The organism is Nocardia pseudovaccinii, assembly GCF_050942345.1.
Classification (GTDB): domain Bacteria; phylum Actinomycetota; class Actinomycetes; order Mycobacteriales; family Mycobacteriaceae; genus Nocardia; species Nocardia pseudovaccinii.
The window spans coordinates 2168543-2193326 of the sequence record NZ_CP192074.1; the positions used below are offsets into that span (position 1 = coordinate 2168543).

The following is a 24784-nucleotide window of genomic DNA, read 5'->3' on the forward strand; positions in this document are numbered from 1 at the left end:
ATTCGAATCGTGTGTGACGCGTTCGAAAGGGCGCGTCAAGCTTTATGAATGATCGGCTGGAATGTATTGCCGTGAATAGTTTCCCAACGGCTCGCGAACCCGGCGGCCGCGCGCGACGAACCGGCCCGCGCACAAGCGGGCCGCCGGCTCACGTGGCGGAACCGGCGGCCCGTTTCAGATCAGTGCTGTCCGGGTCGGCGCTGCTCAGCGCCTCGCCGTTCCGAGCTCGGCTCCCGCCGCTGCTCGTCACGGTCGCGATCGCTCAGCGATCCGGATCGGTTCATGCCCTGGTCCTGGCGCTGCTGTTGCTGCTGCCGTTCCATCTGCTTGGGCATTTTCTTAGGCGCTTTCTTCGACTTTTCAGCCATCTCCACTCGGTCCTTTCCGAAGTGATGTTGTATTCGCCTAACCACCACACAATAGCGAGCGGACATCATCAGTGGAAGAAGAATATCGATTATTTACGCGTGGAGCGGGAGGAATTCGACGAGGTCGTCGTCGGCGGCCTCGGCGGGGACGACGACCAGGCCGTCACGGTCGACCAGGCCGCCCAGATGGGTGGTACGGATCTGCGGATCGCCGAGCCAACCGCCGTATGGGGCGAGCCGAGCCGGGACGATGCGGGTAACGGGTCCGGAGATCGCGCTCGCATTGCGCAGGGGCCCGATCAGCGGTCGCCGCGGATGGCCGCCGGTTCGGCCCTCGACGACCGCGGGGGACAGGGCCATCAGTATGGCCAAGGCCGCGAATGGATTTCCCGGTAGGCCGAGAATGGTTGTGCCGCTGGATAATTCGGCGACCACTGCGGATCCGCCCGGACGCAATTTCAAGCGGTGCACCAGAATTCGAGCTTGGGCACGGGCGATCGCCCCACGCAGCTGGTCCGCGGCACCGCCACCGGTCGCACCGACGATGATCAGCAGATCGCAAGCGTCCGCCGCGCCGAGCACCTCGTCGAAGCCGTGCGGGGTATCGCGCAGGTGTACCCGGTCGATCGCGCGAATTCCATACCAGGACAGCACATCCGGCAGAATCGGGCCGATCGAGTCGCGGGTCTGACCGGTCTGCAGTGGCCCGGTGCTGCGGATCTCGTCGCCGGTCATGATGATGCGGGCGCGCACCGGGCCGCGCACCATCGACTCGGTCACCTCCACACTGGCCGCGGCGGAGATCAGCCCGGCCGTGACCGGTGTGCCCTCGGGCGCAACGAGATCGCCGGGGGCTCGGTCCTCGCCGCGACGGCGAATATCGTTGCGCAGCGGGGAATCCTCGTGCTGGTACAGCATTTCGTCGTTTTCGAGCCGCGCGTATTCGTCACGGAGCACCCGCGTGGTGCCATCCGGCACATGTGCGCCGGTGGCGATCCGCACCGCCTCACCGGGTAGCAGTCCGACCGGCCGCCGACCGCCCGCGAACCCGATATCGCGCCGCAACCGCCATGGTCCGTCACCGGCGACCGCGTATCCATCCATGGCGGAGACGTCGAAGCGCGGCAGTGCTCCGACGGCCGTCAGCGGCGCGGCGAGGGTTGCACCGCGCACGGAAGCCAGTTCGGCACGATACTCGGTGAGTCGAGAGATGTTGGTACGCAGGCTATCCCGCGCCTCGTCGAGTAGCAGCGGCGTTGCGGGAACCGCGGCCGCCGGTGCGGGACGAGGCCCACCGACGGCGTCCCAAGCCATCCTGGCGCTTCGCACCTGCTCCTCGGTATCGCAATCGGCGATACCGGGCATGGCGACGGTAATCGTATCGGCCGGGATCAGCGCCTTCATCGGCTGATTGATCAGCGAATCCAGCCGCGCCAGCGCTTCCGCCAGCGCCGTCCGTCGCCAGACGCCGATCAGATACTGCGGCCGACCGGACTCGTCGGCTGCGAAGACCGCGTCGGCGCCGGATTCGGTGCCGCGCCGGATCAGTTCCGTCACCGTCGTCTGCGACAGGAACGGCAGATCCGCCGCGAGCACCACCACCAGCGGCGCGGCGGTCGGCCCGAGCGCGCGCAATCCGGCGCCCACCGCCGCGACCGGACCCGAACCCGGGGGCACCTCGCGCACCTGGGCGATCCGCACGTCCAATTCGGGCCGATGCGGTCCGACCACCACGGTTTGCGCACACGGCGCCACCGCGGCCAGGGCCGCATCGAGCATGGATCGACCGCCGATGATGATGGCGGGCTTATCGACGCCCCCCATGCGGCTGGCGCGTCCGCCCGCGAGCACGATCGCGTCGGCGGTGGTCACCGGTCAGCGCCTGGCGCGAGAGAGGGCATGGCCGACATGCTAATTCGTCGGCTGTACAGATCCGGGGAGGGCGGTCCGGTTCCAGCGGTCGCAGGGCCTAGACCGTCGAATAGTCCGACGCCGGTCGGTGCAGGCAGAACTCGTTCGTCTCCGGATCGGCGAGCAGCACCCCGGGTGTGCCGTCGGCAGCGAGCCGGGTCGCGCCCGCCGCGCGCAGTCGGGCCACCTCGGCGGCCGGATCGTCGGTGGGGAAAGACAGCAGATCCAGACGCAGTCGATTGCGGTCGCTCTTCACATCCGGCGTCTGGACGAACTCCAACCAGGCTCCGAGCCCCGTCGCCGAGCGGAGCCCGGCCACCCGCGCGCCGCCGTAGGCGATCGGCCACCCGGAGGCGGTGGACCAGAACTCGGCCAGCCGCGCCGGATCGTGCGTATCGATCACGATGGCGGCGACCGCACCGGTATCCACGTACTCCTCGCGCGGCTCCAGCACGCAGAACTCGTTGCCCTCCGGATCGGCCAGCACCACCCACGGCACCGCGCCCTGGCCGATATCGACGTGCCGGGCGCCCAGCGCCAGTGCGCGTTCCACCTGCGCCCGCTGATGATCGAGCGAGCGACTGGCCAGATCCAGATGCATCCGGTTCTTACAGTCCTTGGCGCGCGCCTCGGGCCGGAAGGTCAGGGCCAGCTCGAGGCCGTCCGGATCGGGGGCCGCCACATCGACCTGATCGGAACGATCGATCGTCACCGTCCAGCCGAGCAACTCGGCCCAGAAATCCGCGACGAACCGGGGCCGGTCGGCATCGAAGACGACACACGCCAGGCGGGTGGACATGCTTCAACGTTAACCGCCGATCGACGGCGGCGGGGCGTTTACGGGAGCGGAAAACGCGCGGCGCGCAGGTCGACTCGACCGTCGCGGATCGGTACGCCCTCGGCGGCCAGCAGGCGCAACTGGCGATCGGCCAGATGCGCGGCGGGCTTGCCGCCCGCGCCGATCACCCGATGCCATGGCAGATCGGCGGAGTCGGTGCGCATGATCCAGCCGACCGTGCGGGGGGTGGACAATCCGGCCGCCGCGGCGATATCGCCGTAGGTGACGACGCGGCCCGGCGGCACGGTCGCGACCAGCGCGCGCACCCGCTCGACCTCGGCATCGGTGGTGGCCATCCGACTACAGCACCGATCGGATCAGCGCCGCGGTCTCGGCCGGCCGCGCCTGGGCGACCATATGGTCGCAGTCCCATTCGAGCACGGTCAGATTCTCGCCCAGGCGCGCGGTGAGGGCGGCCCGGAACTCCGGGGTGACGAAGGGCGGCACCACCTTCATGGCCTGCACCAGGATCGTCGGCAGGTCAACGGGCGGCAGCACATAGTGCCGGGCCAGCTGACCCCAGTAGGAGTTGACAGCGGGCAGACTGATTCGCCAGCCCACCCGGCCGTCGGCGGTGGGCATCAGATGTTCGGTGAGTTCGGCATCGAGCAGGCGCGGCTCGACCTCGCCCCAGCCGGTCGCGATTTTGTCCTGGCGGGCGTGCTCGACGGTGTCGTAGTCCGGTGAGGCCAGGCTGGACAACGCGATATCCATCAGGCGCTCGGGCTCCAGCGCGATCGCCGAATCGAGCAGGATCAGCTTGCGCACCAGGTCTGGATGCCGCTGCACCAGGTGCAGCGCACAGGCGCCGCCGAAGGAGTGCGCGACGACCACCACCCTCTCGTCGGTTTCCGCGTTGAGCAGTTCGACCAGATCATCGACGATGGTCTCGAAGTTCCACGGCGGCAATGAGGTCGAGCGACCGTGTCCGCGCAGGTCGGGGGCGATGAGCCGGACCTCGGGCAGATGTCGGGTGGCCAGTTCCTCCCAGCGTTTGCCGTGGCCGGTGACACCGTGTAGGGCCAGGACTTTCGGCCCGTCGGCGGGGCCGAATCGATACACATGGAGAGGCGACACAAGTCTCATATTGACGCATCTGGAAATCCGTCGCAGATCCAGGCGTGTGTCGGACCTCACCGATCGGTGAATCGCCCGCGTGGCGTGTCGGAGGTGTCTGTTGCAATAGCCCGCGTGGTGCGATCGGATAGCGCGGTGCGACTTGTTCGCCGGAATGTGGCGGCACCCCCGGCTCGGACCTGGGGTGCCGATGTCCGCGCGCTGTTCGAAGCCGCGGCGACGGTCGGCCCGATCCGGCCGGACTGGCGGCCGTGGCAGGTGCTCGGCGGACCGGGAACCGGCAAGACCGCACTGCTGATCGATCTGGCCGCCGAGCGTATCGCCGCGGGAGCCGATCCGGAATCGGTGCTGGTACTGACCCATTCGAAGCAGGCGGCGAGCACGCTGCGCGACGCCATTACCGCCCGGCTGACCGATCCCGATTCCACTGAGGGCGGGGTGCCCGGTGCCACCAGGGAACCGCTGGTGCGCACACTGCACTCCTACGCGTTCTCGGTGCTGCGCAGACATGCGAGCGCACACGGTAATCCGCCGCCGCGTTTGCTGACCGGTGCCGAGCAGGATGCCGTGCTGCGTGAATTGCTGCGCGGCGATCTGATCGATATCGCGGCCGGTGCGAGCGGTCTGTGGCCGGAGCGGCTGCAACCAGCACTGGGGCTCGGCGGATTCGCCGAGCAGTTGCGCGATCTCATGCTGCGGGCCACCGAACGCGGCCTCGGACCCGAGGATCTGGTACGGCTCGGCCGCGAGCACGGTCGGCCGGAGTGGGTGGCGGCGGGTAAATTCGCGGTCCGCTACGAGCAGTCGATGCTGCTGCGCTGGTCGGTCGGGGTGGAAGCGCCCGAGGCGACCGCACCGGCGCTGGACGCGGCCGAACTCGTCGGAGCCGCGCTGGACGCGCTGGCCGGAGATGCCGATCTGCTTGCCGCGGAACGGAATCGGATCCGATACCTGCTGGTCGACGATGCCCAGCATCTGGATCCGCAGGCCGCGCTGCTGGTGCGGGTGATGGGTACGGCAGCGCATACGGCGGTCGTGGCGGGCGATCCGGATCAGGGCGTATTCGCCTTCCGCGGTGCGGATTCGCGCTTTGTCGCCGAACTCGCCGCAGCGGATGGACAGCGAATCATCCTGCGGGACAACCATCGATCCGGCGGCGCGGTGGAACTGGCCGTCGCGCGGATCGCGGCCAAGTTGCCCGGCAGTGCGCCACAACGTTTTTCGGCACCCGAGCACGCGGCGGCACCGAAGGCCGACGACACCGAGGTGCGCGTGCGGGTACTGGCGACTCCGGCGAAGGAAGCCGCCCTGATCGCCGACCATTTGCGCCGCGCCCATCTCACCGATGGTGTGCCGTGGTCGCGCATGGCGGTGATCGTCCGCTCGGTGCCGTTGTCACTGGCTCCGCTGCGCCGCGCCCTATTGGCGGCCGGAGTGCCCGTACAACAGCCCGCACTCGACGCGCCACTGGCCCGTCGGCGCGGCGCGGCCTGGATGCTGCTCGCACTGCGCGCGGTGCTCGCCGAGGATGCGCAGCGGGGCGGGCGCGGGCGTTCGGCCGAGGCGATGTTCTCGGCGGAAGACGCATTGGATCTGCTTGCCGGACCGCTCGGGGGCGCCGATCAGATCACTCTGCGCCGGTTGCGCCGCGGTATTCGCCGCGGTGTGCTGGAGTCCGCACGCGGCGAAATCAAGGCCGCACGGGCACGTGCGAGTTCCGTATCGGGCGATGAGACCGATTGGGCCGGTTTGCCTCCCGATGAGGAGGCGTTCGCGCCGGAAGACGAAGACTTCGCGTCCGGGGCGCACAGCTCCGAACGGAATGTCACGACGGCCGAACGGAATATCAGCCAAGTCGAGCGGATCACCGACGATGCCGATTGGTATGGCATCGAACCGGACTTCAGCAGCCGAGATTTGGAATGGCAGAGCGATCGGCCCGAATCGGAATTCGACGATTCCGAGCCGGATATCAATGACCCTGAACACGGTGGTGCGACACCTCAACGCGCAGATGGCGCTGAAGGGAGCGCGGATGACGACGCCGTGCGAGGCGTCGGTGACACTGAACGGGGCACAGACCAGGCCGAACTGGGCGCAAATGCCTCGGAGCGGGCCGCCGACGAAGCGCGGCGGCGGGTGGATGGCGCCGAGTCGGACGCCGCCGATGAAGCCGGGCGGCGCGCGGATGGCGTCGAGCGGGGCGCAGGCGAGGCCCAGCGGAACTCACTGCGAACCGACCAAGGGCGCGCGGATGCTTCCGAGCGGGGCGATGGGGATCCCGATGGGGACTCGTCGGCCACAGAACCGGACGACAGCGATTCCCCATGGCGCGCCTATGTCGACAAATCCTCCGCGGAGGTACTGCGTGACCTGCTGGTCGGCCGCGCGGATCGTCGAATCATGGAGCGGCTCACCGATGTCGAGGCGGCGCCGCTGAAGCGGGTTTTCGGCGCGCTCGACCGGGCCATAAAGACTCGGCGGCGCGGCACCGGTCTCGAGGATGTGCTGTGGGCGCTGTGGACCGGGTCGCGGCTGGAGCGGCGGTGGGTGGCGCAGTCCGAGCGCGGCGGGGCGGCGGGTATGCAGGCCGATCGCGATCTCGATGCCGCTGTCGGATTATTCGATGCCGCAGCGGCTTACGTGGATCGGCTGCCCCGCGCGAGCATCGAGGGCTTTGTCGAATTTCTTGTGCAGCAGGAGATTCCGCACGACACCAGATCGCTGACCGCGGCGGGGGAGGCGGTCGCGTTGCTCAGCGCGCACGCGTCCGCGGGCCGGGAGTGGGATGTGGTCGCGGTTGCCGCTGTGCAGGAAGGTATTTGGCCGAATCCGCGCCCGCGCGGCACCCTGCTGCAGACCGAGGATCTGGTCGACCTCACCGCGGGCATCGTCGACGCGGGTGCGGTGGTGAGCGGCGCGGCCCCGATCATGGCCGAGGAACGCAGACTGCTGCTGGTCGCGTGCAGCCGGGCGCGGCGCTCGCTGCTGGTCACTGCGGTGGAATCGGTATCGGGCGAACGCGATCTCGTACCCTCACGATTCCTCGCCGAACTCCTCGGCCACGACGACGACAGCGAACCCGGCGCACTCCCGGTCGCCGACCCGGGCCGCGCCCTGGTCATGCATGCGCTGGTGGCCGAATTGCGCGGTGTCGTCTGCGATTCCGAGGCCGAACCGGAGCGCAGACGTCGCGCTGCCCACGAACTCGCCCGGCTGGCCAAGGCCGGGGTGCCGGGTACACATCCCGACGAGTGGTACGGCACAGCCGATCTCAGCTCGTCGCGTTCCCTCTGGGAGGACGACGAGACGGCGGTTGCCCTGTCTCCGTCCACCGTCGAGCTGCTGCGCACCTGCCCGCTGCGCTGGGCGCTGGAACGCCACGGCGGCACCGACGGCGACAACCCCCATGCCGTCAAGGGCAATCTGGTGCACACCCTCGTCCAGGCACTGGCGGGCAAGGTGCCGGAATCGCAGGTCCGCGCCGCGCTGGACAAGGCATGGCAGGCCATCGATCCCGGCACCGGCTGGCATTCCCGTCAGGAACTGCGTCGCACCGAGGCCATGCTGGAGACCTTCATGGCCTGGGTGCAAAATACCCGCGGTGAATTGACCCAGGCGGGTGTGGAGGTCCCGGTCGACTGTGTACTGCCGCCGCGCTCGGAAGACGAACCCGCCGTGCGGATTCGCGGCCGGGTCGACCGACTGGAGCGCGATGCCTTCGGCCGGTTCGTCATCGTCGATGTGAAGACCGGGAAGTCGCCGGTCACCAAGCAGGCCGCCGTCGACCACGCCCAGCTCGCCACCTACCAGGTAGCGGCCGCCGCGGGCGCGCTCGACATCACCGTGGACGATACCGACCCCGCCACAGGGGAATCCGGCTCACCCGAACCCGGCGGCGCACGACTGGTCTATGTCGCCAAGCCGAGCAGCAAAGAAGGCGCCACTCAGCGCATGCAGCCCGCGCTCGACGCCGAGGCACTCGACAAATGGCGTGGCACGATTCATGATGCCGCGGCCGCGACCCAGGGCCCGAGCTACCTCGCCATGCGCAACGATGGCTGCAGGCACTGTTCGGTCGCGGGCAGCTGCCCCGTCCAGGACACCGGAAGGCAGGTGACCGACGAGTGAGCGAACGCAGTGAGCGAACCATATGCCAGCGCGCACCGCGCATGCCGGAGCCGGGCGGCAGCGAGGCGCGGGCATGAGCGGCGCCGTATCGCCGAACCGGCTCGCGGAGGCGCTGGGCCTGCCACCACCCACCGAGGAGCAGGCCGCGGTGATCGCGGCACCACCCGGACCGACCCTGGTCGTCGCAGGCGCGGGCGCGGGCAAAACCGAAACGATGGCCGCCCGCGTGGTGTGGATGGTCGCGAATCGTCTCGTCCTGCCCGACGAGGTACTCGGCCTGACCTTCACCCGAAAAGCCGCCCAGCAGTTGACCTCCCGCATCCGCACCCGGCTGGCCCGGCTGGCCGGTTCACCGCTGCTGCGCGACCTCGATACCGGCGGTGAGCTGCGCGCCCAACTCTCCGGCGCCGAACCCGAGATCAGCACCTACCACTCCTACGCGGGCCGCCTGCTCACCCAGCACGGTCTGCTGCTGCCCGTGGAACCCGCCGCGACGCTGCTGACCGAAACCCAGCTCTGGCAGCTCGCTCACCAGGTGGTCCGCAACTGGGACGGTGACCTCGATACCGATCGCACCCCGGTCTCGGTGACCGAGGCGGTGCTCGCGCTGTCCGGCCAACTCGCCGAACATCTGGTGGAACCCGAACAACTCGCCGAGGCCCACACCGAACTCGAAAAACTGGTCCACACCCTGCCCGCAGGCCCGCGTCAACGCGGCGGACCGAGTCAGGCCCTGCAGAACATCGTCCAGGTGCAGCGCGAACGCGTCGCCTTGCTTCCGCTGGTCAAACAGCTCGCCGAGGCCTTGCGCCGCCGCGGCGCACTGGATTTCGGGGCCCAGATGTCGCTGGCCGCCCGCCTCGCCACTGAACATCCCGAGGTCGCCGCCGCCGAACGCACCCGCTTCCGCCTGGTCCTGCTCGACGAATACCAGGACACCGGTCACGCTCAGCGGATCCTGCTGGCTTCACTGTTCGGCGGCCTGTCCCCGCACGCCAAGCGCCCACGAAAGCCTGCCGGTACTCCGAAGTCGAGCGAGCATGCCGCGGATTCACGCGCGACGGATGGTCCCCATGGCGATACGGCGCAGGGGCATCAGCCCGATGCCGAGCACGGGACAACCGGCCGTCGCGAACAGCGTTTGGCAGTGACCGCGGTCGGTGACCCGATGCAGTCGATCTACGGCTGGCGCGGCGCTTCGGCCGCCAACCTGCCCAGGTTCGCCACCGATTTCCCCAGTGCCCCAGGTATTCCCGCGCCGATCCTGCCACTGCTGACCAGCTGGCGGAACCCGCCGGAGGCGCTCGCCCTGGCGAATCTGGTCGCCGAACCATTGCGTCGCAATGCCATCGACAGCGGTGGGGTAACCGTCGACGCACTGCGCGCGAAGCCTGACGCCGAACCGGGCGTTGTCGCGCTGTCACTCACCGAAACCGTTGCCGACGAACGGAATTGGGTGGCCGTCCGGATCGCCGCGGAATGGGCGGCCAAACGCGAAGCGGGGGAGCCGCCGCCGACCTCGGCCGTACTCGTACGACGCAATGCCGATGCCGCACCGCTCGCGGAAGCCCTACGCGAACAAGGACTTCCGGTGGAAATCGTCGGCCTCGGCGGCCTGCTCGCCACCCCGGAGGTCGCCGATATCGTCGCGACGCTGCGGCTCGTCGCCGAACCCGGCGCGGGCAGCGCAGCCATGCGCATACTTACCGGTGCCCGCTGGCGCATCGGCGTCGCGGACCTCGCCGCGCTCGCCCGCCGCGCCAGGGATCTGTCGATCAGCCGTCTGCACGGCAATGAAGTCGATGAAATCACCGATTCGACCGCACTGGCCGAGGCATTGCGCGAGGTGGCGCCCGAACCGGCCGAACAGGCCGGGCTGGCCGATGCGATCGCCGACCCCGGCCCGCAGGAACAGTATTCGGAGTCCGGATTCGAACGCATCGTCGCATTGGGCCGGGAACTCGCCGCATTGCGTGAGCGCAGCGGTCAACCGCTCGCCGAAATGGTGGCGGACGTGGAACGCACCATCGGCGTGGGCGTGGAAACTCAAGCCCGCCGCGCCATGCTCGGCGCGGGCGCTGGACGTGAACATCTGGACGCCTTCGCCGAGGTGGTCGCCGGCTATGCCAGCGATTCCGGCGCTTCGCTCGGCGGCCTGCTCGCGTTCTTCGCCGCCGCCGAATCCGTCGAGAACGGCCTGGAGCCGGGCGAAGTCGAGGTTGCGCGGGATCGCGTGCAGGTGCTGACCGTGCACGCGGCCAAGGGTCTGGAATGGGAGATCGTCGCGGTACCGCACGTGACCCGCGGGGTCTTCCCCTCGGGCGCGGCCTCGGGCACCTGGCTCGGCGCACTCGCCGAACTCCCCACCTCCCTGCGCGGTGACCGCAGACAGGACGATGCCGCCGAGGGCGTCCCGGTACTCGACCTCTCCGACCTCTACGATCGCGCCGATCTGGAACGAGCGATCAAGTCCCACAAGGAATCCCTGGACCGCCGCCGCATCGACGAAGACCGCCGCCTGTTCTACGTAGCCCTCACCAGAACCGAACGCGTCCTGTTCGTCTCCGCCCACCACTGGGCCGAAACCGGCACGTCTCCGAAGGGGCCGTCGGATTTTCTGCTGGAACTCGAACACGCCAGCGAGGCTCCCGACAGCCCGGCCAACGGCGCGGTCACCATCGACCGCTGGGACGACGCCCCCGGCGTCGATGCTGTCAACCCCTTCACCGATAACCCCGCAACCGCCGAATGGCCCCGCGACCCCCTCGGCAACCGCCGCGACCCGATTGAACAGGGTGCATCCCTGGTCCGCGCCGCCCTCGCCGAACTTGCAGCACGACCGGTAGGCGTCACCAACCCTCCGGCCCGACCTTCTGCCCGTGACAAAGCAACTGCCTCAGTCGATTTCGCGGACTGCGCACCCCATGACATCGACATGGCACCGACTGTAACCCCTGCCGCCGACAACTTTGCCGCCTCGACAACAACGGCAGCTCGCGCCGATAGCCCCGCCCCGGCCGCACCGTCGGTCGATCCATATGCCGACGTTCCCCCACCCGACTTTCCCGATGCGCCCGCACCGTTCGACGACTCCTACGAACCGCCCGAAAGCGCATCTGGAGTGCACGGCCAGGACGAATCTCAGCTGTCCCCACCCGAGTTCGAGCCGCATCCCGGCGAGTTCGAGCCGCCTCTCAGCGACTTCGAGCCGCATCCCGGCGAGTTCGAACCTCCCCTCAACGACCTCGAGCCGCCCTTCGGCGACTACGCGTCCTTCGACGAATTCGAACCACCCCCAGACGAATTCGCCCCATCCACCTCCGACCCCACATCGCCCCACAACCATTCCACCGCCCCCGACCCCGACGGCTGGTCCGCCGACGTCGACGCCCTCCTCGCCGAATTCGAAGCCGACCAAGCCATCACCCAGGAAGTCGAACTCCCCGGCCAGATCGCCGCAACCGCCCTCGTCGAAATGCGGGCCGACCCGGCCGAACTCGCCGCCCGCCTGCGCCGCCCACTGCCGTTCCCGCCGAATCCACTGGCCCGCCGCGGCACCGCCTTCCACGCCTGGGTGCAGCGCTGGTTCGCCGCCGACCGGCTGCTCGGCTTCGACGAACTGCCCGGCGCCGCCGATAGCACTGCCGCCGACGCGGGCCTGGACACCGAGCTGGTCACCATGCAGGAGTCCTTCCTCAACTCGCCGTGGGCCCATCGCAGCCCGCTCGAGGTGGAGATCCCCTTCGAAACCTCCATCGCGGGCACGGTGATCCGTGGCCGGATGGACGCGGTTTTCGCCGAATCCGGCGGCGGCTGGATCGTGGTCGACTGGAAAACCGGCGCCGAACCCGCAGCCGCCGACGAGCCCGCGGTCGCCATGCAGCTGGCCGTCTACCGACTGGCCTGGGCCAGGTTGATGGCGGCGCGCGACCACGGCACCGAGGCGGAAATGCTCGAACGCATCGGCGCCGCATTCCATTACGTGCGCACCGGACGCACCATCGCACCTGTCGAACTGCCCGGCCCGGACGAACTGGCCGAGTTGATCCGGAATGCGGCGCCGACGCCCCCGGAATGATCCAGAGATTCACCAAGCGTTCGCGTCGGCATCAAGCGTCGCCGCCTGGACCCGGTAGGCTGCCGTGCGTGCCGGAGGGACAAGCAACGCCGGAGACGGCCAACGCCGTGGCGAGCACAGAGGCGGGTGCGTCCGGTGTTCGGTGATCGCGCACGCAGTGTCGGACTGTCCAGTCGTCCGGATTTCGCGTTGGTCGGGGTGCTGCGCATCCCCGAAATCCAGACCAGCCCAGGGGCTTCGCTGGTGCGCCGGGTGCTCTTCGCGATCGGCCTGCTGTTCACCGCGGCGCTGGTGGTGTACTTCGGACGCGATGGATACCACGACAATTCCGGTGACGAGCTGTCCTTCCTCGACGCCTTCTACTACGCGACGGTATCGCTGTCGACCACCGGCTACGGCGATATCGCGCCGGTGACCCCCGAGGCCAGGCTGGCCAATATCGTCATCATCACCCCGCTACGCGTGCTCTTCCTCATCGTGCTCGTCGGTACCACCATCGGCGTGCTCACCGAGCGCTCCCGGCAGGCATTCAAGATTCAGCGTTGGAGGCGCAGCGTGCGTAATCACACCGTGGTCGTCGGGTACGGGACGAAGGGCCGCACCGCGATCGATGCCATGCTCGGCGACGGCGTACAGGCCGCCGATATCGTCGTGGTCGATACCGATGCGCTCGCGCTGGAGGCCGCGGCGAATGCGGGCCTGGTGACGGTGCACGGGTCGGCCACCCAGTCCGATGTGCTCCGGTTGGCCGGTGCGCAGCGTGCCGCCTCGGTCGTGGTCGCCGCCAACCGCGACGACACCGCGGTCCTGGTGAGTCTCACGGCGCGCGAACTCAATAAGAACGCCAAGATCGTGGTCGCCATCCGGGAGGCCGAGAACACCCACCTGCTGCGCCAGTCCGGCGCGGATTCGGTGGTCGTCTCCTCCGAGACCGCGGGCCGGTTGCTCGGCATCGCCACCACCACGCCGACCGTGGTGGAGATGATCGAGGACTTGCTGACCCCCGAACAGGGCTTCGCGGTCGCCGAACGTGAGGTGGAACCGTCCGAGGTCGGCGGCTCCCCACGCCATCTCGGCGATATCGTGCTCGGCGTGGTGCGCGGCGGTGAACTGATCCGGGTGGGTGAGGCCGAGGTGGACGCGCTGGAAGCGACCGACAAGCTGCTCTACATCCGGCACGCAGGCCGGTAATACCGGCGCGATAGTCTCGAACCGTGGCCTCTGGATTTCAGCTCAATGGTGTTCCACTGCTTTCGCGTTCAGTGCTCGACCGGGCCGAGGAGATCCGGGCCGACGAACAGTCGCTGAAGGAGGGCTGGGCCGAGGCCGAGTTGCTCCGGATCAACAAGCGCGGGCAGTTCCGCTTCGAAGACGGTGCGCTGGTGCTGGGATCGGCGATCGAGCTGTCCGCCGAGCCGAGTCCAGCCGCAGTATTCCTCGGCATCCACGGCGGCAAGCATGTGTGGGCTGTCCGCGATGTCGATCTGCATGGCACGCTGACCGACCTGCGCGCCATGGCGGGCGGTCTCGACGATCTCACCGCCGACCTGCTCACCTCCGCCATGGCCCTGCTGAACTGGCATGACAAGGCTGGATTCAACGCCGCCGACGGCACCGCGTCCATCGCGACCAAGGGCGGCTGGTCGCGGGTCACGGAGAACGGCCACGAGGAGTTCCCACGGATCGATCCGGCCGTCATCTGCCTGATTCACGACGGCGACGACCGCGTCCTGCTGGCCCGCCAGCACACCTGGCCGAAGACGCTGTTCTCCCTGCTCGCCGGATTCGTGGAGGCGGGAGAGTCGCTGGAGCGGTGCGTCGAGCGCGAGATGCGCGAGGAGGTCGGGCTCGACGTGCGCGATATCACCTACCTGGGCAGCCAGCCGTGGCCGTTCCCGCGCTCGCTCATGCTCGGCTTCGCCGCCATCGCGGATCCCGATCAGCCGCTGACCTTTTCCGATGGCGAGATCGCCGAGGCCTACTGGTTCACCCGGGCCGAGGTGCGCGAAGCGCTGGCCGTCGGTGACTGGTCCGCCCAGAACCAGGGTGCGCGGCTACTGCTGCCGGGTTCGATCTCCATCGCGCGCACCATCGTGGAGTCCTGGGCCGCGCTCTGATCGAAGACACGTAAAAGTTCCGTGCGGACCGATCGGTCCGCACGGATCGATTTCAGCCTGATCAGGCCAGCGCGGCCAATGTCTGCTTGACCGCGGCCAGCGACGGATTCGTCGCCGTGGACCCATCCGCGAACTTCACCGTCGGCACCACATGGTTGCCGCCGTTCACACTGCCGACGAACTCGGCCGATGCGGGATCCTCTTCGATATCGATCTCGACATAGCTGATACCGGACTCGTCCAACTGCTTCTTCAGCCGTCGGCAGTAGCCGCACCAAGTGGTGGAGTACATCGTCAAGGCGGGGGTCACGTCAGTCACGGACCGTTCAACATTTGACGGCCCGATCCTGTTCCACCGAGCTCCGAATCCAGACTTGCGGTGGATTTAATATGCGCGCATACTAAATTCATGACGGTTACAGCAACGACCACCAAGTACTGGCTGGGTGTGGTCTCCCGGGAACATGTCCGCCGCGGTGTCGAACTGGGGATCGCCCAGGTCAACCACGGCAAGCGGACGGCGCTCGAGCGCATGCGTCCCGGCGACGGATTCCTCTATTACTCGCCGCGCGAAGGCATGCGCGGCGGTGCGCCGATAAGGTCCTTCACCGCCATCGGCACCGTCGAGGACCGGCCGGTCTGGCAGGCGGATCCGCAGGACGGCGGCTGCTTCCAGCCGTGGCGGCGCGCTGTGCACTACCGCACCGATGCCCATGAGATCCCCATCGACGAACTTCGCGGTGAACTGGATCTCACGAGTACGCCGAACTGGGGCATGGTGTTGCGCCGTGGACTGGTCGAACTGACCGCGCACGATTTCGCGGTAATCGCACAGGCGATGATCAGTGATGAAGCAGGCATATGAGTGAGGATCGCGGTCTGCGCAGCCGATTCGCCGAGGCCGATGCAAGCCCTGGCCTCTTGCTCTGGCAGGTGACCAACCGATGGCAGGCCGCTCAGCGCGCGGCCCTCGGCACCTTCGATCTCACCCATGTGCAGTTCGTCCTGCTGGCCGCGCTGACCTACCTCGCCGCCGGGCGCGACGAACCGGTCATGCAACGCGATCTGGCTGCCCACGCCGCCACCGACCCGATGATGACCTCGCAGGTGTTGCGCGCACTCGAGCAGAAGGGGCTGCTGGAGCGCCGCGACCATCCGCACGACCGCAGGGCGAAGGCTCTCGCCCCCACCGAAGCTGGTGTGGCGCTGGCGAATCGGGCGATAGTCGCGGTCGAGAACTGCGATCACGAATTCTTCGCCCCGCTCGACGGCGATACGAGCGCGTTCGCGGGCGCACTGCGTCGCCTACGCGATCGCTAGTCGCAGCGACCGCGTCTGCGAAACGGCGGAATCCGATCCGGACCGGATCCCTTGTGGCACGAGTTGTCAGCGGGCACTGCCATGATGTGTGTCGTGTCGGCAACCAGTACAGGCGAGCCCACCCGCCCGGAGTTGGACTCGCTCGACCCCGAACAGGCCGCGGCAGTCCGCGCGCCACGGGGTCCGGTCTGTGTGCTCGCCGGTGCCGGTACCGGCAAAACCAGGACCATCACCCATCGCATTGCGCATTTGGTTTCCGCCGGACACGTCAAAGCCGACCAAGTGCTCGCGGTGACATTCACCGCGCGCGCGGCGGGGGAGATGCGCAACCGCCTGCGCGCGCTCGGCCTCGGTGGCGAGGCCAATCAGGTGCAGGCCCGTACCTTCCATGCGGCCGCCCTGCGCCAGCTCAAGTACTTCTGGCCGCAGATCGTCGGCGATGTGCCGTGGCAGTTGCTCGATCGCAAATTCCCGGTCGTGGCACAGGCCGCACATCAGGCCGGATTGTCCTCACACACCGAAGCCGTCCGCGATCTGCTCACCGAAATCGAATGGGCGAAGGCCACTCTCATCGCACCGGAGGACTATCCAGCGGGCGTGGCCGAACACCGCCGCGAGCCGCCCTACGATCCGATGCGGGTCGCGGCGGCCTACAGCGGCTACGAGAAGTTGAAGGCGACACCGGATGGTCTGCTGCTCGACTTCGACGATCTGCTGCTGCACACCGCCGCCGCGCTGGAGGACTATCCGTCGGTGGCCGACGAATTCCGCGGGCGCTACCGAAGTTTCGTGGTCGACGAGTATCAGGACGTCACGCCACTGCAGCAGCGGGTGCTCGATGCCTGGCTCGGCGACCGCGACGATCTGACCGTGGTCGGCGACGCGAACCAGACGATCTACTCGTTCACCGGTGCCACCCCGAGCTATCTGCTCGACTTCTCCCGCCGCTTTCCGGAGGCGACGGTGGTCCGCTTGGAACGCGACTATCGCTCCACACCGCAGGTGGTCTCGCTGGCCAACCGGGTGATCGGCGCCGCGCGCGGTCGCATCGCGGGCACCCGGCTGCAACTGGTCGGACAGCGTGACGACGGCCCGGAGCCGATGTTCGCCGAATACGACGACGGCCCGGCCGAGGCCCGTGCGGTCGCACGGTCGATCAAGAAACTGATCGCCGCGGGCACCACAGCCGCCGAGATCGCGGTGCTCTATCGGATCAACGCGCAGTCCGAGGCCTATGAGCAGGCGCTGAGCGAACTCGGCATTGCCTATCAGGTCCGCGGTGGCGAGGGCTTTTTCGCGCGAAATGAGGTCAGGCAAGCCATATCCGCATTGCGTCAGGTGGCCGCTCGCGAGGATCTGCCCGACCAGTCCCGCAGTGGTAAGGCCTTGGTTACCTTGGTGCGCGCCGCACTCGCGCCGGTCGGTCTCACCGCAACCGAACCCGCGGGCGCTCAGGCGCGTGAGCGCTGGGAATCGTTGATGGCGCTGGTGCGCCTGACCGAAGAGTTGGTCGGCCAGGACGACGCACTCGACCTGATCGGCCTGCTGCGCGAGTTGGCCGCGCGCGCCGAGGCCAGGCACCCACCGACCGTCCAGGGCGTAACCCTCGCGTCGTTGCACGCGGCGAAGGGGCTGGAATGGGATGCGGTATTCCTCGTCGGCGTCGCCGACGGCACGCTGCCGATCGCGCATGTGCTGGGCGACGACGGTTCGGTCGCCGATCAGGCCGCCCTCGAAGAGGAACGGCGACTGCTCTACGTCGGTGTGACCAGGGCCCGCGAATATCTGCAACTGTCCTGGGCGCTCTCCCGCGGCGAGGGCAGCAGGCGCACGCGGCGGCGCTCCCGATTCCTCAACGGCCTGGTGCCCGACGACTCGCCGGCCTCGCGAATCGCCGCACCGGTTGCCGACAGCGCCTCGAATGGGGTGCGCCCCACCTGCCGGGTATGTGCCAAACCGCTGATCGGCACCTACGCCACCATGCTCGGCCGCTGCCGCCGATGCCCGGCCGAACTCGATGCTGAGCTACTCGCGGCGCTGCAGGCGTGGCGGGAGGAGAAAGCGCAGGATCTGCGGGTGCGTGAGTTCGTGATCTTCACCGACACCACACTCACCGCGATCGCCGAGCAACTGCCTGCCGATGACAGCGCACTCGCCGCGATCCCGGGAATCGGGGCGAGGAAGCTCGAGCAATACGGGGCCGAGGTGTTATCGATAGTGGCATCACGGCTGCGGTCAAGCCCACAAAACCGCAGGTAGAAAATAGGTTGTCGCGATGAGCGGCAACACATATGGTGGGATTCACGCACCGGGAGGTCATCTCGGCGCGCAGAGTTACCGACACGAGTACAGGAGGGAGGCAGACCGATGAATGGCAATACGAACTTCAGCGCTACTGGCGTTGCAGTGAATGCTGCACCCGTCATGTCGGCCTCCCGGGGGATCCTCGCTTTGCAGGGGATCGGTCTGTCCGGTGTCGGCGTATCCGGGGATCACGGCAAAGCCATGAGCATGCATTCCCCGATTTGCGTCGTCATTCAGGACAAGCCAAGCGCGGGCTGGCACCCGGCATTTGCCCACACGGCAGAAGTCGGCGTCTTCGCAGTTGAGGCCGGATATGCACCGGCAGATCTGCAGGCACGCCTCCGCCGCACCGCACACCCAGCGACCGTGATCAGGATTCGACAGAGATGTCGAACTAGGTAGGGAACACTCCCCGACCTCCTGGCCACGGATCGCCCGAAGCGAAACCGTGGCCAGTATTTTTTACCGGCCCTTCAGCCACCACCGGCCTCGGTTTCGCGGAACGAACGAACGTACCGCTGCAAACGAGCTGAAGGAGAACGACGTGTTCACCGCAGAGAGGCCACAAGCCACTACTGACGTGACATGCCGAACCGTGGCACGGCCCACCCGCCCCCGGGAGGTCACAAAGGTCCTGCCTTGTCGAGCCGGAGATCCCGATCTCTGGTTCGCCGAGAGCCCGGTCCAGTTGGAGCAGGCCAAGGCGCTGTGCGCGTCCTGCCCCATCCGAAAGGGCTGCCTGACCGCGGCCATGGATCGGCGCGAGCCTTGGGGTGTCTGGGGCGGTGAGATCTTCGACCAGGGTGTCGTGATCGCCCGCAAGCGCCCGCGTGGACGTCCACGCAAGGTCGCGATCTCGGTATGAGATCTGTGATTCCCCTCCCTCCGGTCGCTGAGGCCTATTCGGCCGGTTCGGATTCGGCCGAACCCGATCAGCACAGGGCCCAGGAACGAGAAAGCAAACAAGCCGCTCACCGTGAGATCCGGTGGGCGGCTCGTTTGCGTTCTCGGCCAATCCTTTTCGGCTTTTCAGCTCGCGGATCGCTCCTCCCGGAAGCCGGGCATCCAGGCCCGCACCAATTGCATGAACGGCAGCTCCGCATCGAGCTGCGCCAGGATGCCGACCGAACCGCCGAGCACGCGGAAGATCATCACGTACTGCGCGGGCAGTTGCAGTGCCCGCGCGGTCTTCATATCCGGACTGCCGATATCGGAGGCCTTACCGGCCACCCGCTGCATCCACTTGCGGGTGAAGTGGAACGAATCGGTCTGGATCGGGTCGGTGAACGGCCGCAGGTAGTCGGCGATCTCCTTGTCGGTGACGGTCCGGCCCGGAATCACCCAGCCGTTGTCATACATGAGCTCGACCAGTTCATCGAAGCGTTCATCGAGTTCCAGGGCCAGCATCCGGCCGAGGACCTCGGGGAAGCCGTCCGGCATGGGCGCGCAGGCGCCGAAATCGATGACGGCCAGTTTGCCGTCGGGCAGCATCATGAAGTTGCCGGGATGCGGATCGGCGTGCAGCAGTCCTACGGTTTCCGGTGAGGAGAAGTGGAATTTGCCCATCAGTCCGGCGACCCGGTTGCGCAGCGCACGCGTGCCCACCGGATCCTCGGCCCCCTGCTTGATGATCTGTGAGACCGGAGTGCCGTCCAGCCATTCGGTCACGATCACCTTCGGCGCGCTGGCCACCACCTTCGGCACCACGATCTCCGGATGCCCGTCGAAGGCCCTGGCGAAGGTGCGTTGGTTGGCGGCCTCGTTGCGGTAGTCGAGTTCCTCCTCGGTGCGCTCGGTGATCTCGGCCAGCAGGGGCTTCACATCCGCGCCCGGGATCACCGAGGCGAGCAGACCGGTCATCCGCGACAGTGTCTTGAGGTCGGCGCGCAGCGCCTCGTCGGCGCCCGGATACTGCACCTTCACCGCGACGGTCCGGCCGTCCGACCACACCGCCTTGTGCACCTGGCCGATGCTCGCCGATGCCGCGGGGGTGTCATCGAAGGATTGAAAGCGTTGCCGCCACTGGGTACCGAGCTGCTGGTCCAGGACCCGGTGCACGGTCTCGGCGGGCATCGGCGGCGCGGCGGCCTGCAGTTTGGTGAGTGCCTCGCGATAGTGCTCGCCGAACTCCTCGGGAACCGCGGCCTCCATGACGCTCAGCGCCTGTCCGAACTTCATCGCACCGCCCTTGAGTTCACCGAGCACGGTGAACAACTGCTCGGCGGCCTTTTGGTTCAACTGGGCGTTGATCTCCCCCTTATCGCCACCGGCCAGCTTCTTACCGAACCCGACGGCGGCTCGTCCGGCGATACCCAGCGGAATCTTGGCTAACTTGGCATTGCGGGACGAGCGACGGCGCACGATCTCAGACACGTAACCCATCATGGCGGACGGACCCGTGAAATCGCCACGACAATCTTGATGTCTTTGCTTGGCGGACTGTAAGAATCGACACTCTCATCCGGTGCTACCAGCGAAAATACGACGGCAGCCGCAGCCGTCGTGCTGCGGCCATTCCCGGCGCGAGATCCGGTGCGTATCGAGTTCGAGTTCGATCGTGCTGTTCATGGTGTCGAGCTGACGCTCGGGGGAACAGTGCATGATCGCTTCGAGTTCGCCGAGCAGCAAAGCCGCCGTCGCCAGGATTCCGGCAGGTGAGGCGTGCCCGACCCGGCCGAGCAATTGGCTCGCCAGCTGCGGCCACTCCGGGTCGTACTCACAGCGGGTCAGGTCGAGGCAGCGCAGACAGCTCGTCAGGCCGGGAAAGACCAGCGGACCGACGATGCCCTTGTTGCCATCGCGAATTCGGACCTGCAGATGCGGAATCCCGTGCAGCACCAGCTCATTGGCCAGGCGCGGTTCGATGACGAGTGAATCGGCCAGCACCACGAGTTCACCGTGCCAATCCAGCACCGAACCGTCGGCGCGATACCCACGTGACCGGATCGGCCGCAGCCCGAGCCGCCGCAATCCGGTCGCGACCGCATCCGAGAGTGGCCCGAGTCCGTGCACCCGCACCGAACGCACCCGCCCCAGGCGTGGATCCGGGTGCAACAGCAGTCCCGCGTCATCGATGCGATTCAGCAGCTCAGCCGCATCCTCGGGGTCGATCCCACATTGCCCGGCCCGCCAGATGACCTGCGGGCGGCTGTGCATGCCGTCCAGCAGCCGCAGGAATGCCAGCACGGTGTCGGTATCCGATGCGGTCCGATCGAGTAGCAGTGCCCGCTCCGGATCCCACCCCAACTGCACGACCCCGGACGACCGCACCAACACCGTCACCCGCGGCGCCAGCATCGGCCCGCACATCCGCCTCGTCGTCATGGCAGCAGTATGCGGATCTGGTCATCGGTTCATCAGCGCGAATCCTGCAGTAATCCACAGGAATTCGCGCTTATCAACAGGACAAGTCTCAGGACGCGTCGGTGTCCTTGTCGAGGTTCGGGCCGGATTCACCGTCACTCTTCGCGGCCTCGCGCTCGGCCTTCTCGCGTGCCTCGGTTTCGGCCAACTGGGCCAGCGGATCGTCGAAGGCGTCCACGCCGCCGCCGATCACCGAATCGATGAAGCCCGCGGGGGAGTCCAGATCATTGGAATCCGGCAGCAGATCCGGATGCGCCCAGATGGCGTCCCTCGCGTCGATGCCCGCATCGGCAGTGAGCCGCCGCCACAGCGCCGCCGCCTCCCGCAACTTGCGGGGCCGCAGCTCGAGTCCGACCAGCGTCGCGAAGGTCTGCTCGGCCGGACCTCCGGTGGCACGGCGGCGGATCAGGGTTTCGGCGAGCGCGCCCGCGCCCGGCAGGCGGTCACCGATCGCCTCGGTGGCCACGACCTGTACCCAGCCCTCGATCAGGGCCAGCAGCGTTTCCAGCCGCTCGAGGGCCTGCTTCTGTTCCGGGGTGGTCTGCGGTTCGAACGCGCCCTGGGACAGGATCTCCTCGAGCTTCGAAGGATCGGTCAGCGACATCGGGTCGATATTCTGGGCCGCCGACTCCAAGGCGGAGAAGTCCATCTTGATGCCGCGCGCATAGTCCTCGACCGCGCCGAGCACCTGCTGCCGCAGCCACGGCACATGTGCGAACAGGCGCTGGTGGGCGGCCTCGCGGGCCGCGAGGAAGACCAGGATCTCGCTTTCCGGCTGCTCGAGTCCGGCGCTGAACTCCGAGATGGCCGCGGGCAGCAGCGCCGCGGTGCCGGTCGGGCCGAGCGGCAGTCCGATATCGGTGGAGGTCAGCACCTCCTTGGCGAGTTGGCCGAGGGCCTGTCCGAGCTGGGAGCCGAAGGCGAGTCCGCCCATCTGCCCGAGCATGCCGACCATGGGACCGGCGAACTCGCGCGCCTCCTCCGGCAACTGCGCGGTCCACATGCCGGAGATCTGTTCGGCCACCGGATCACACAGCCGCTTCCAGGTCGGCAGCGTTTCCTCGATCCAATCGTTGGCGGTCCAGGCCGCGGTTCTGGTGGCGCCCGCGGGGAGTGTGGTCGCGCCGTCGAGCCACAGTTCGGCCAGGTGCGCGGCATCGGCCACGGCCTTGACCGTGCTTTCGGAGACCGGCGTCACATTCGCGCCGAGCTGCTGGCGGGCCAATCGCTTGGCCACGTCGTAGTTGACCGGGCCGGACTGCGCCGAACCCGGCTGCCCCATCCCACTCAGCATCTGGCCGAGCGAGGTGAGCATCTGCCCGAGCTGGGCCGGATCGAAACCGCCCGCGCCTGCCCCGCCGAAGCCGAACGGATCGTTCGCCCCGGCACCGCTCGGCTCGTCGCCGCGCTTGCGGTCGTCGTCATCGCGGTTCGAGAATCCGAAGGGGAGGTCACTCATACCCCAAACATTACGCGTGTGGTGTAGGGGGCCGATGTTCGCGCGGCGCGAAATCTCCGGCACGCGTACGCCGGTAAATATGCGCCTCGCACGACCCGGGGCGGCAGCGATCATTACTGTGGTCCAGGTGAATCGTCGGATCCTGACCCTGGTGGCCGCACTGATCCCGGTGCTCGTCCTCGGTGTGGTGGGCAGTCTGCTCACTGTGCCCTTCGTCGCACTCGGGCCGGGACCCACGTTCAATACCCTCGGCTCGGTCGATGGCAAGCAGGTCGTCGACGTCCGCGGCGCCGAGGTGGACCCGGTGACCGGTCATCTGAATATGACGACGGTCTCGGTGCGCGACGGACTCAACATCTTCGAGGCGTTCGGGTTCTGGGTCAGCGGTGAGCACGGCCTGGTTCCGCGCGCCGAGGTGTACCCGCCCGGCGTCCCGCGCGAGGAGATCGACAAGTCCAACCAGCAGGACTTCAAGGATTCCGAGGGCAATGCCGAGGTGGCGGCGCTGCACTTCATGAACCTGCCGACGGTGGTGCTGGTGCGCAAGGTCTCCGACGACGGCCCGGCCAAGGAGACGCTGAAGGCAGGGGACGAACTGGTCAGCGTCAACGGCGCACCGATGACCGCACCCAAGGATGTCGTCGCCGCGGTGTCCTCGCAGACGCCCGGCGCGCAGATCACCGTGACCTACCGGCGTGAGAACACCGAACACACCGCGACCATCACCTTGGCCGCGCGCCCCGACGACGCGAACAAGGGCTACCTCGGCCTGACCCCGACCGAGGGTGCGCGCCCGCCGATGGAGGTCTCGTTCAATCTCGCCGATATCGGTGGGCCGTCGGCCGGTCTGATGTTCAGTCTCGCGCTGATCGACAAACTCACCCCCGGTGAACTGGATGGCGGCAAGTTCGTCGCCGGGACCGGAACCATCGATCAGGACGGCAAAGTCGGCCCGATCGGCGGCATCCAGTACAAGATGATGGCCGCGCGCGACGCCGGTGCGGAGACCTTCCTGGTCCCGGCCGCCAATTGCAACGAGGCCAGACAGCGCACGCCCGACGGCCTGCGCCTGGTGAAGGTCGAAAACCTCAGCGGCGCAGTGCAATCCCTCAACGACATCAACGCGGGCCGGGAGACCGTCTCCTGCGGCTGATCACTCCATCGTGTGGTGCAGTGCCTCGATGAGGTTGGGCGCCAGATTCGGATAGGTGCGCAGGTCGAGATCACCGAAGTCGTCGACATCGTCCTCGGGCTTGACCTGCAGCAGGCACAGATCCGCGCCGCTGCGAAGTACCGCGGCGAACAGCCGGGCCGTGCGCCGCCCAGGATGCGTCTCGGCCGCGGCGCGCGCGGCGGCGTCGGCGGCCTCGTGATCGGCGAGCAGCGGGGTGAGCGCATCGTCGAGGGTGCTCTCGGCATCCGGCGGCAGCACGACGATCTCCTGGACGAGCACACAGCCGCTCACGGCATCGGGCCAGCTGGTGGTCGCGAGGAATTCGTCGAGCGCCATCGATCCGCCGGTGATGTCCTCCGGGAACGACTCCTGGGCAATGGGAGTCAGCTCGCTGCCCTGATCCAGCTGATCCAGCAACCCGGGCTCGGCCGCGACCAGATCGGCGGTCGGCACCAGCGCGAACATCTGCGGCGGTCTGCCCCAACCCTCGGCATCGACGAATTCCGCCACTTCACGGACGGAACGGGCGAGGACGAGTTCGGCGTGCAGGTCTGCGGTCACACTGGACATCCTCGCACCAGCAACTATGTGTACGTAGCCAGGGCAGGCGTGATCGCGCAACCACGACGGAGCGAGTCTTACGA

General features: G+C 67.7%; 18 protein-coding genes. 9 read left to right on the plus strand and 9 right to left on the minus strand.

Going from position 1 to position 24784, the window contains the following annotated elements; genetic code table 11:
• Nucleotides 1-461: 461 nt before the first annotated feature.
• The 4 genes from ACQPZ2_RS09810 to ACQPZ2_RS09825 form a co-directional block, all read right to left on the minus strand.
• A complete protein-coding gene (locus ACQPZ2_RS09810) occupies nucleotides 462-2240 on the minus strand; it encodes an NTP transferase domain-containing protein (protein WP_433525254.1) in 1779 nt (592 codons plus the stop codon).
• Nucleotides 2241-2337: 97 nt separating this feature from the next.
• Nucleotides 2338-3078: a VOC family protein gene (locus ACQPZ2_RS09815; RefSeq protein WP_433525255.1), complete on the minus strand. Its 741-nt coding sequence runs from the start codon at nucleotides 3076-3078 to the stop codon at nucleotides 2338-2340.
• A 38-nt stretch (nucleotides 3079-3116) separates the two neighbouring features.
• Nucleotides 3117-3413 (minus strand): MGMT family protein, encoded by a 297-nt coding sequence (locus ACQPZ2_RS09820; RefSeq protein WP_364394497.1) that lies wholly within the window; start codon nucleotides 3411-3413, stop codon nucleotides 3117-3119.
• Between the two features lie 4 nt (nucleotides 3414-3417).
• On the minus strand, nucleotides 3418-4203 hold the full coding sequence (locus tag ACQPZ2_RS09825) for an alpha/beta fold hydrolase (RefSeq protein WP_433525256.1): 786 nt from the start codon (nucleotides 4201-4203) through the stop codon (nucleotides 3418-3420).
• Nucleotides 4204-4287: 84 nt separating this feature from the next.
• Between ACQPZ2_RS09825 and ACQPZ2_RS09830 the strand changes: the two genes are divergently transcribed.
• The 4 genes from ACQPZ2_RS09830 (at nucleotide 4288) to nudC (ending at nucleotide 14520) form a co-directional block, all read left to right on the plus strand.
• On the plus strand, nucleotides 4288-8325 hold the full coding sequence (locus tag ACQPZ2_RS09830; RefSeq protein WP_433525257.1) for a PD-(D/E)XK nuclease family protein: 4038 nt from the start codon (nucleotides 4288-4290) through the stop codon (nucleotides 8323-8325).
• Nucleotides 8326-8398: 73 nt separating this feature from the next.
• Nucleotides 8399-12403, plus strand: a complete 4005-nt coding sequence (locus ACQPZ2_RS09835; RefSeq protein WP_433527380.1) for a UvrD-helicase domain-containing protein — start codon at nucleotides 8399-8401, stop codon at nucleotides 12401-12403.
• Between the two features lie 135 nt (nucleotides 12404-12538).
• Nucleotides 12539-13594, plus strand: coding sequence for a potassium channel family protein (locus ACQPZ2_RS09840; protein ID WP_433525258.1), 1056 nt, complete (start codon nucleotides 12539-12541; stop codon nucleotides 13592-13594).
• A 23-nt stretch (nucleotides 13595-13617) separates the two neighbouring features.
• Nucleotides 13618-14520, plus strand: coding sequence for an NAD(+) diphosphatase (nudC, locus tag ACQPZ2_RS09845; protein ID WP_433525259.1), 903 nt, complete (start codon nucleotides 13618-13620; stop codon nucleotides 14518-14520).
• 61 nt (nucleotides 14521-14581) lie between these two features.
• Here the strand turns inward: nudC and ACQPZ2_RS09850 are convergent, their stop codons facing one another.
• The gene (locus ACQPZ2_RS09850) at nucleotides 14582-14812 is read right to left on the minus strand and encodes a mycoredoxin (RefSeq protein WP_040694747.1); all 231 of its coding nucleotides are present in this window, start codon (nucleotides 14810-14812) and stop codon (nucleotides 14582-14584) included.
• A 117-nt stretch (nucleotides 14813-14929) separates the two neighbouring features.
• Between ACQPZ2_RS09850 and ACQPZ2_RS09855 the strand changes: the two genes are divergently transcribed.
• From ACQPZ2_RS09855 to ACQPZ2_RS09870, 4 genes are all read left to right on the plus strand, one after another.
• Nucleotides 14930-15385 carry an EVE domain-containing protein gene (locus tag ACQPZ2_RS09855; protein ID WP_433525260.1) on the plus strand — a complete coding sequence of 152 codons (456 nt, stop codon included), beginning with the start codon at nucleotides 14930-14932 and terminating at the stop codon, nucleotides 15383-15385.
• On the plus strand, nucleotides 15382-15840 hold the full coding sequence (locus ACQPZ2_RS09860) for a MarR family winged helix-turn-helix transcriptional regulator (protein WP_433525261.1): 459 nt from the start codon (nucleotides 15382-15384) through the stop codon (nucleotides 15838-15840). Before ACQPZ2_RS09855 ends, ACQPZ2_RS09860 begins: the two co-directional genes overlap by 4 nt.
• Nucleotides 15841-15921: 81 nt before the next feature.
• On the plus strand, nucleotides 15922-18099 hold the full coding sequence (locus tag ACQPZ2_RS09865; RefSeq protein ID WP_433525262.1) for an ATP-dependent DNA helicase UvrD2: 2178 nt from the start codon (nucleotides 15922-15924) through the stop codon (nucleotides 18097-18099).
• A 589-nt stretch (nucleotides 18100-18688) separates the two neighbouring features.
• On the plus strand, nucleotides 18689-19009 hold the full coding sequence (locus ACQPZ2_RS09870) for a WhiB family transcriptional regulator (RefSeq protein ID WP_373864748.1): 321 nt from the start codon (nucleotides 18689-18691) through the stop codon (nucleotides 19007-19009).
• Between the two features lie 164 nt (nucleotides 19010-19173).
• Here the strand turns inward: ACQPZ2_RS09870 and ACQPZ2_RS09875 are convergent, their stop codons facing one another.
• From ACQPZ2_RS09875 to ACQPZ2_RS09885, 3 genes are all read right to left on the minus strand, one after another.
• On the minus strand, nucleotides 19174-20526 hold the full coding sequence (locus tag ACQPZ2_RS09875; protein WP_433527381.1) for an ABC1 kinase family protein: 1353 nt from the start codon (nucleotides 20524-20526) through the stop codon (nucleotides 19174-19176).
• 75 nt (nucleotides 20527-20601) lie between these two features.
• The gene (locus ACQPZ2_RS09880; protein ID WP_433525263.1) at nucleotides 20602-21468 is read right to left on the minus strand and encodes a hypothetical protein; all 867 of its coding nucleotides are present in this window, start codon (nucleotides 21466-21468) and stop codon (nucleotides 20602-20604) included.
• A gap of 88 nt (nucleotides 21469-21556) precedes the next feature.
• A complete protein-coding gene (locus ACQPZ2_RS09885) occupies nucleotides 21557-22966 on the minus strand; it encodes a zinc-dependent metalloprotease (RefSeq protein WP_433525264.1) in 1410 nt (469 codons plus the stop codon).
• 127 nt (nucleotides 22967-23093) lie between these two features.
• On the opposite strand from ACQPZ2_RS09885, the gene ACQPZ2_RS09890 reads away from it, so the two are divergent.
• Nucleotides 23094-24119, plus strand: a complete 1026-nt coding sequence (locus ACQPZ2_RS09890) for a YlbL family protein (RefSeq protein WP_433525265.1) — start codon at nucleotides 23094-23096, stop codon at nucleotides 24117-24119.
• On the opposite strand, the gene ACQPZ2_RS09895 is transcribed toward ACQPZ2_RS09890, so the two are convergent.
• Nucleotides 24120-24701, minus strand: a complete 582-nt coding sequence (locus ACQPZ2_RS09895) for a PPA1309 family protein (RefSeq protein ID WP_373864749.1) — start codon at nucleotides 24699-24701, stop codon at nucleotides 24120-24122.
• Nucleotides 24702-24784: the final 83 nt, after the last annotated feature.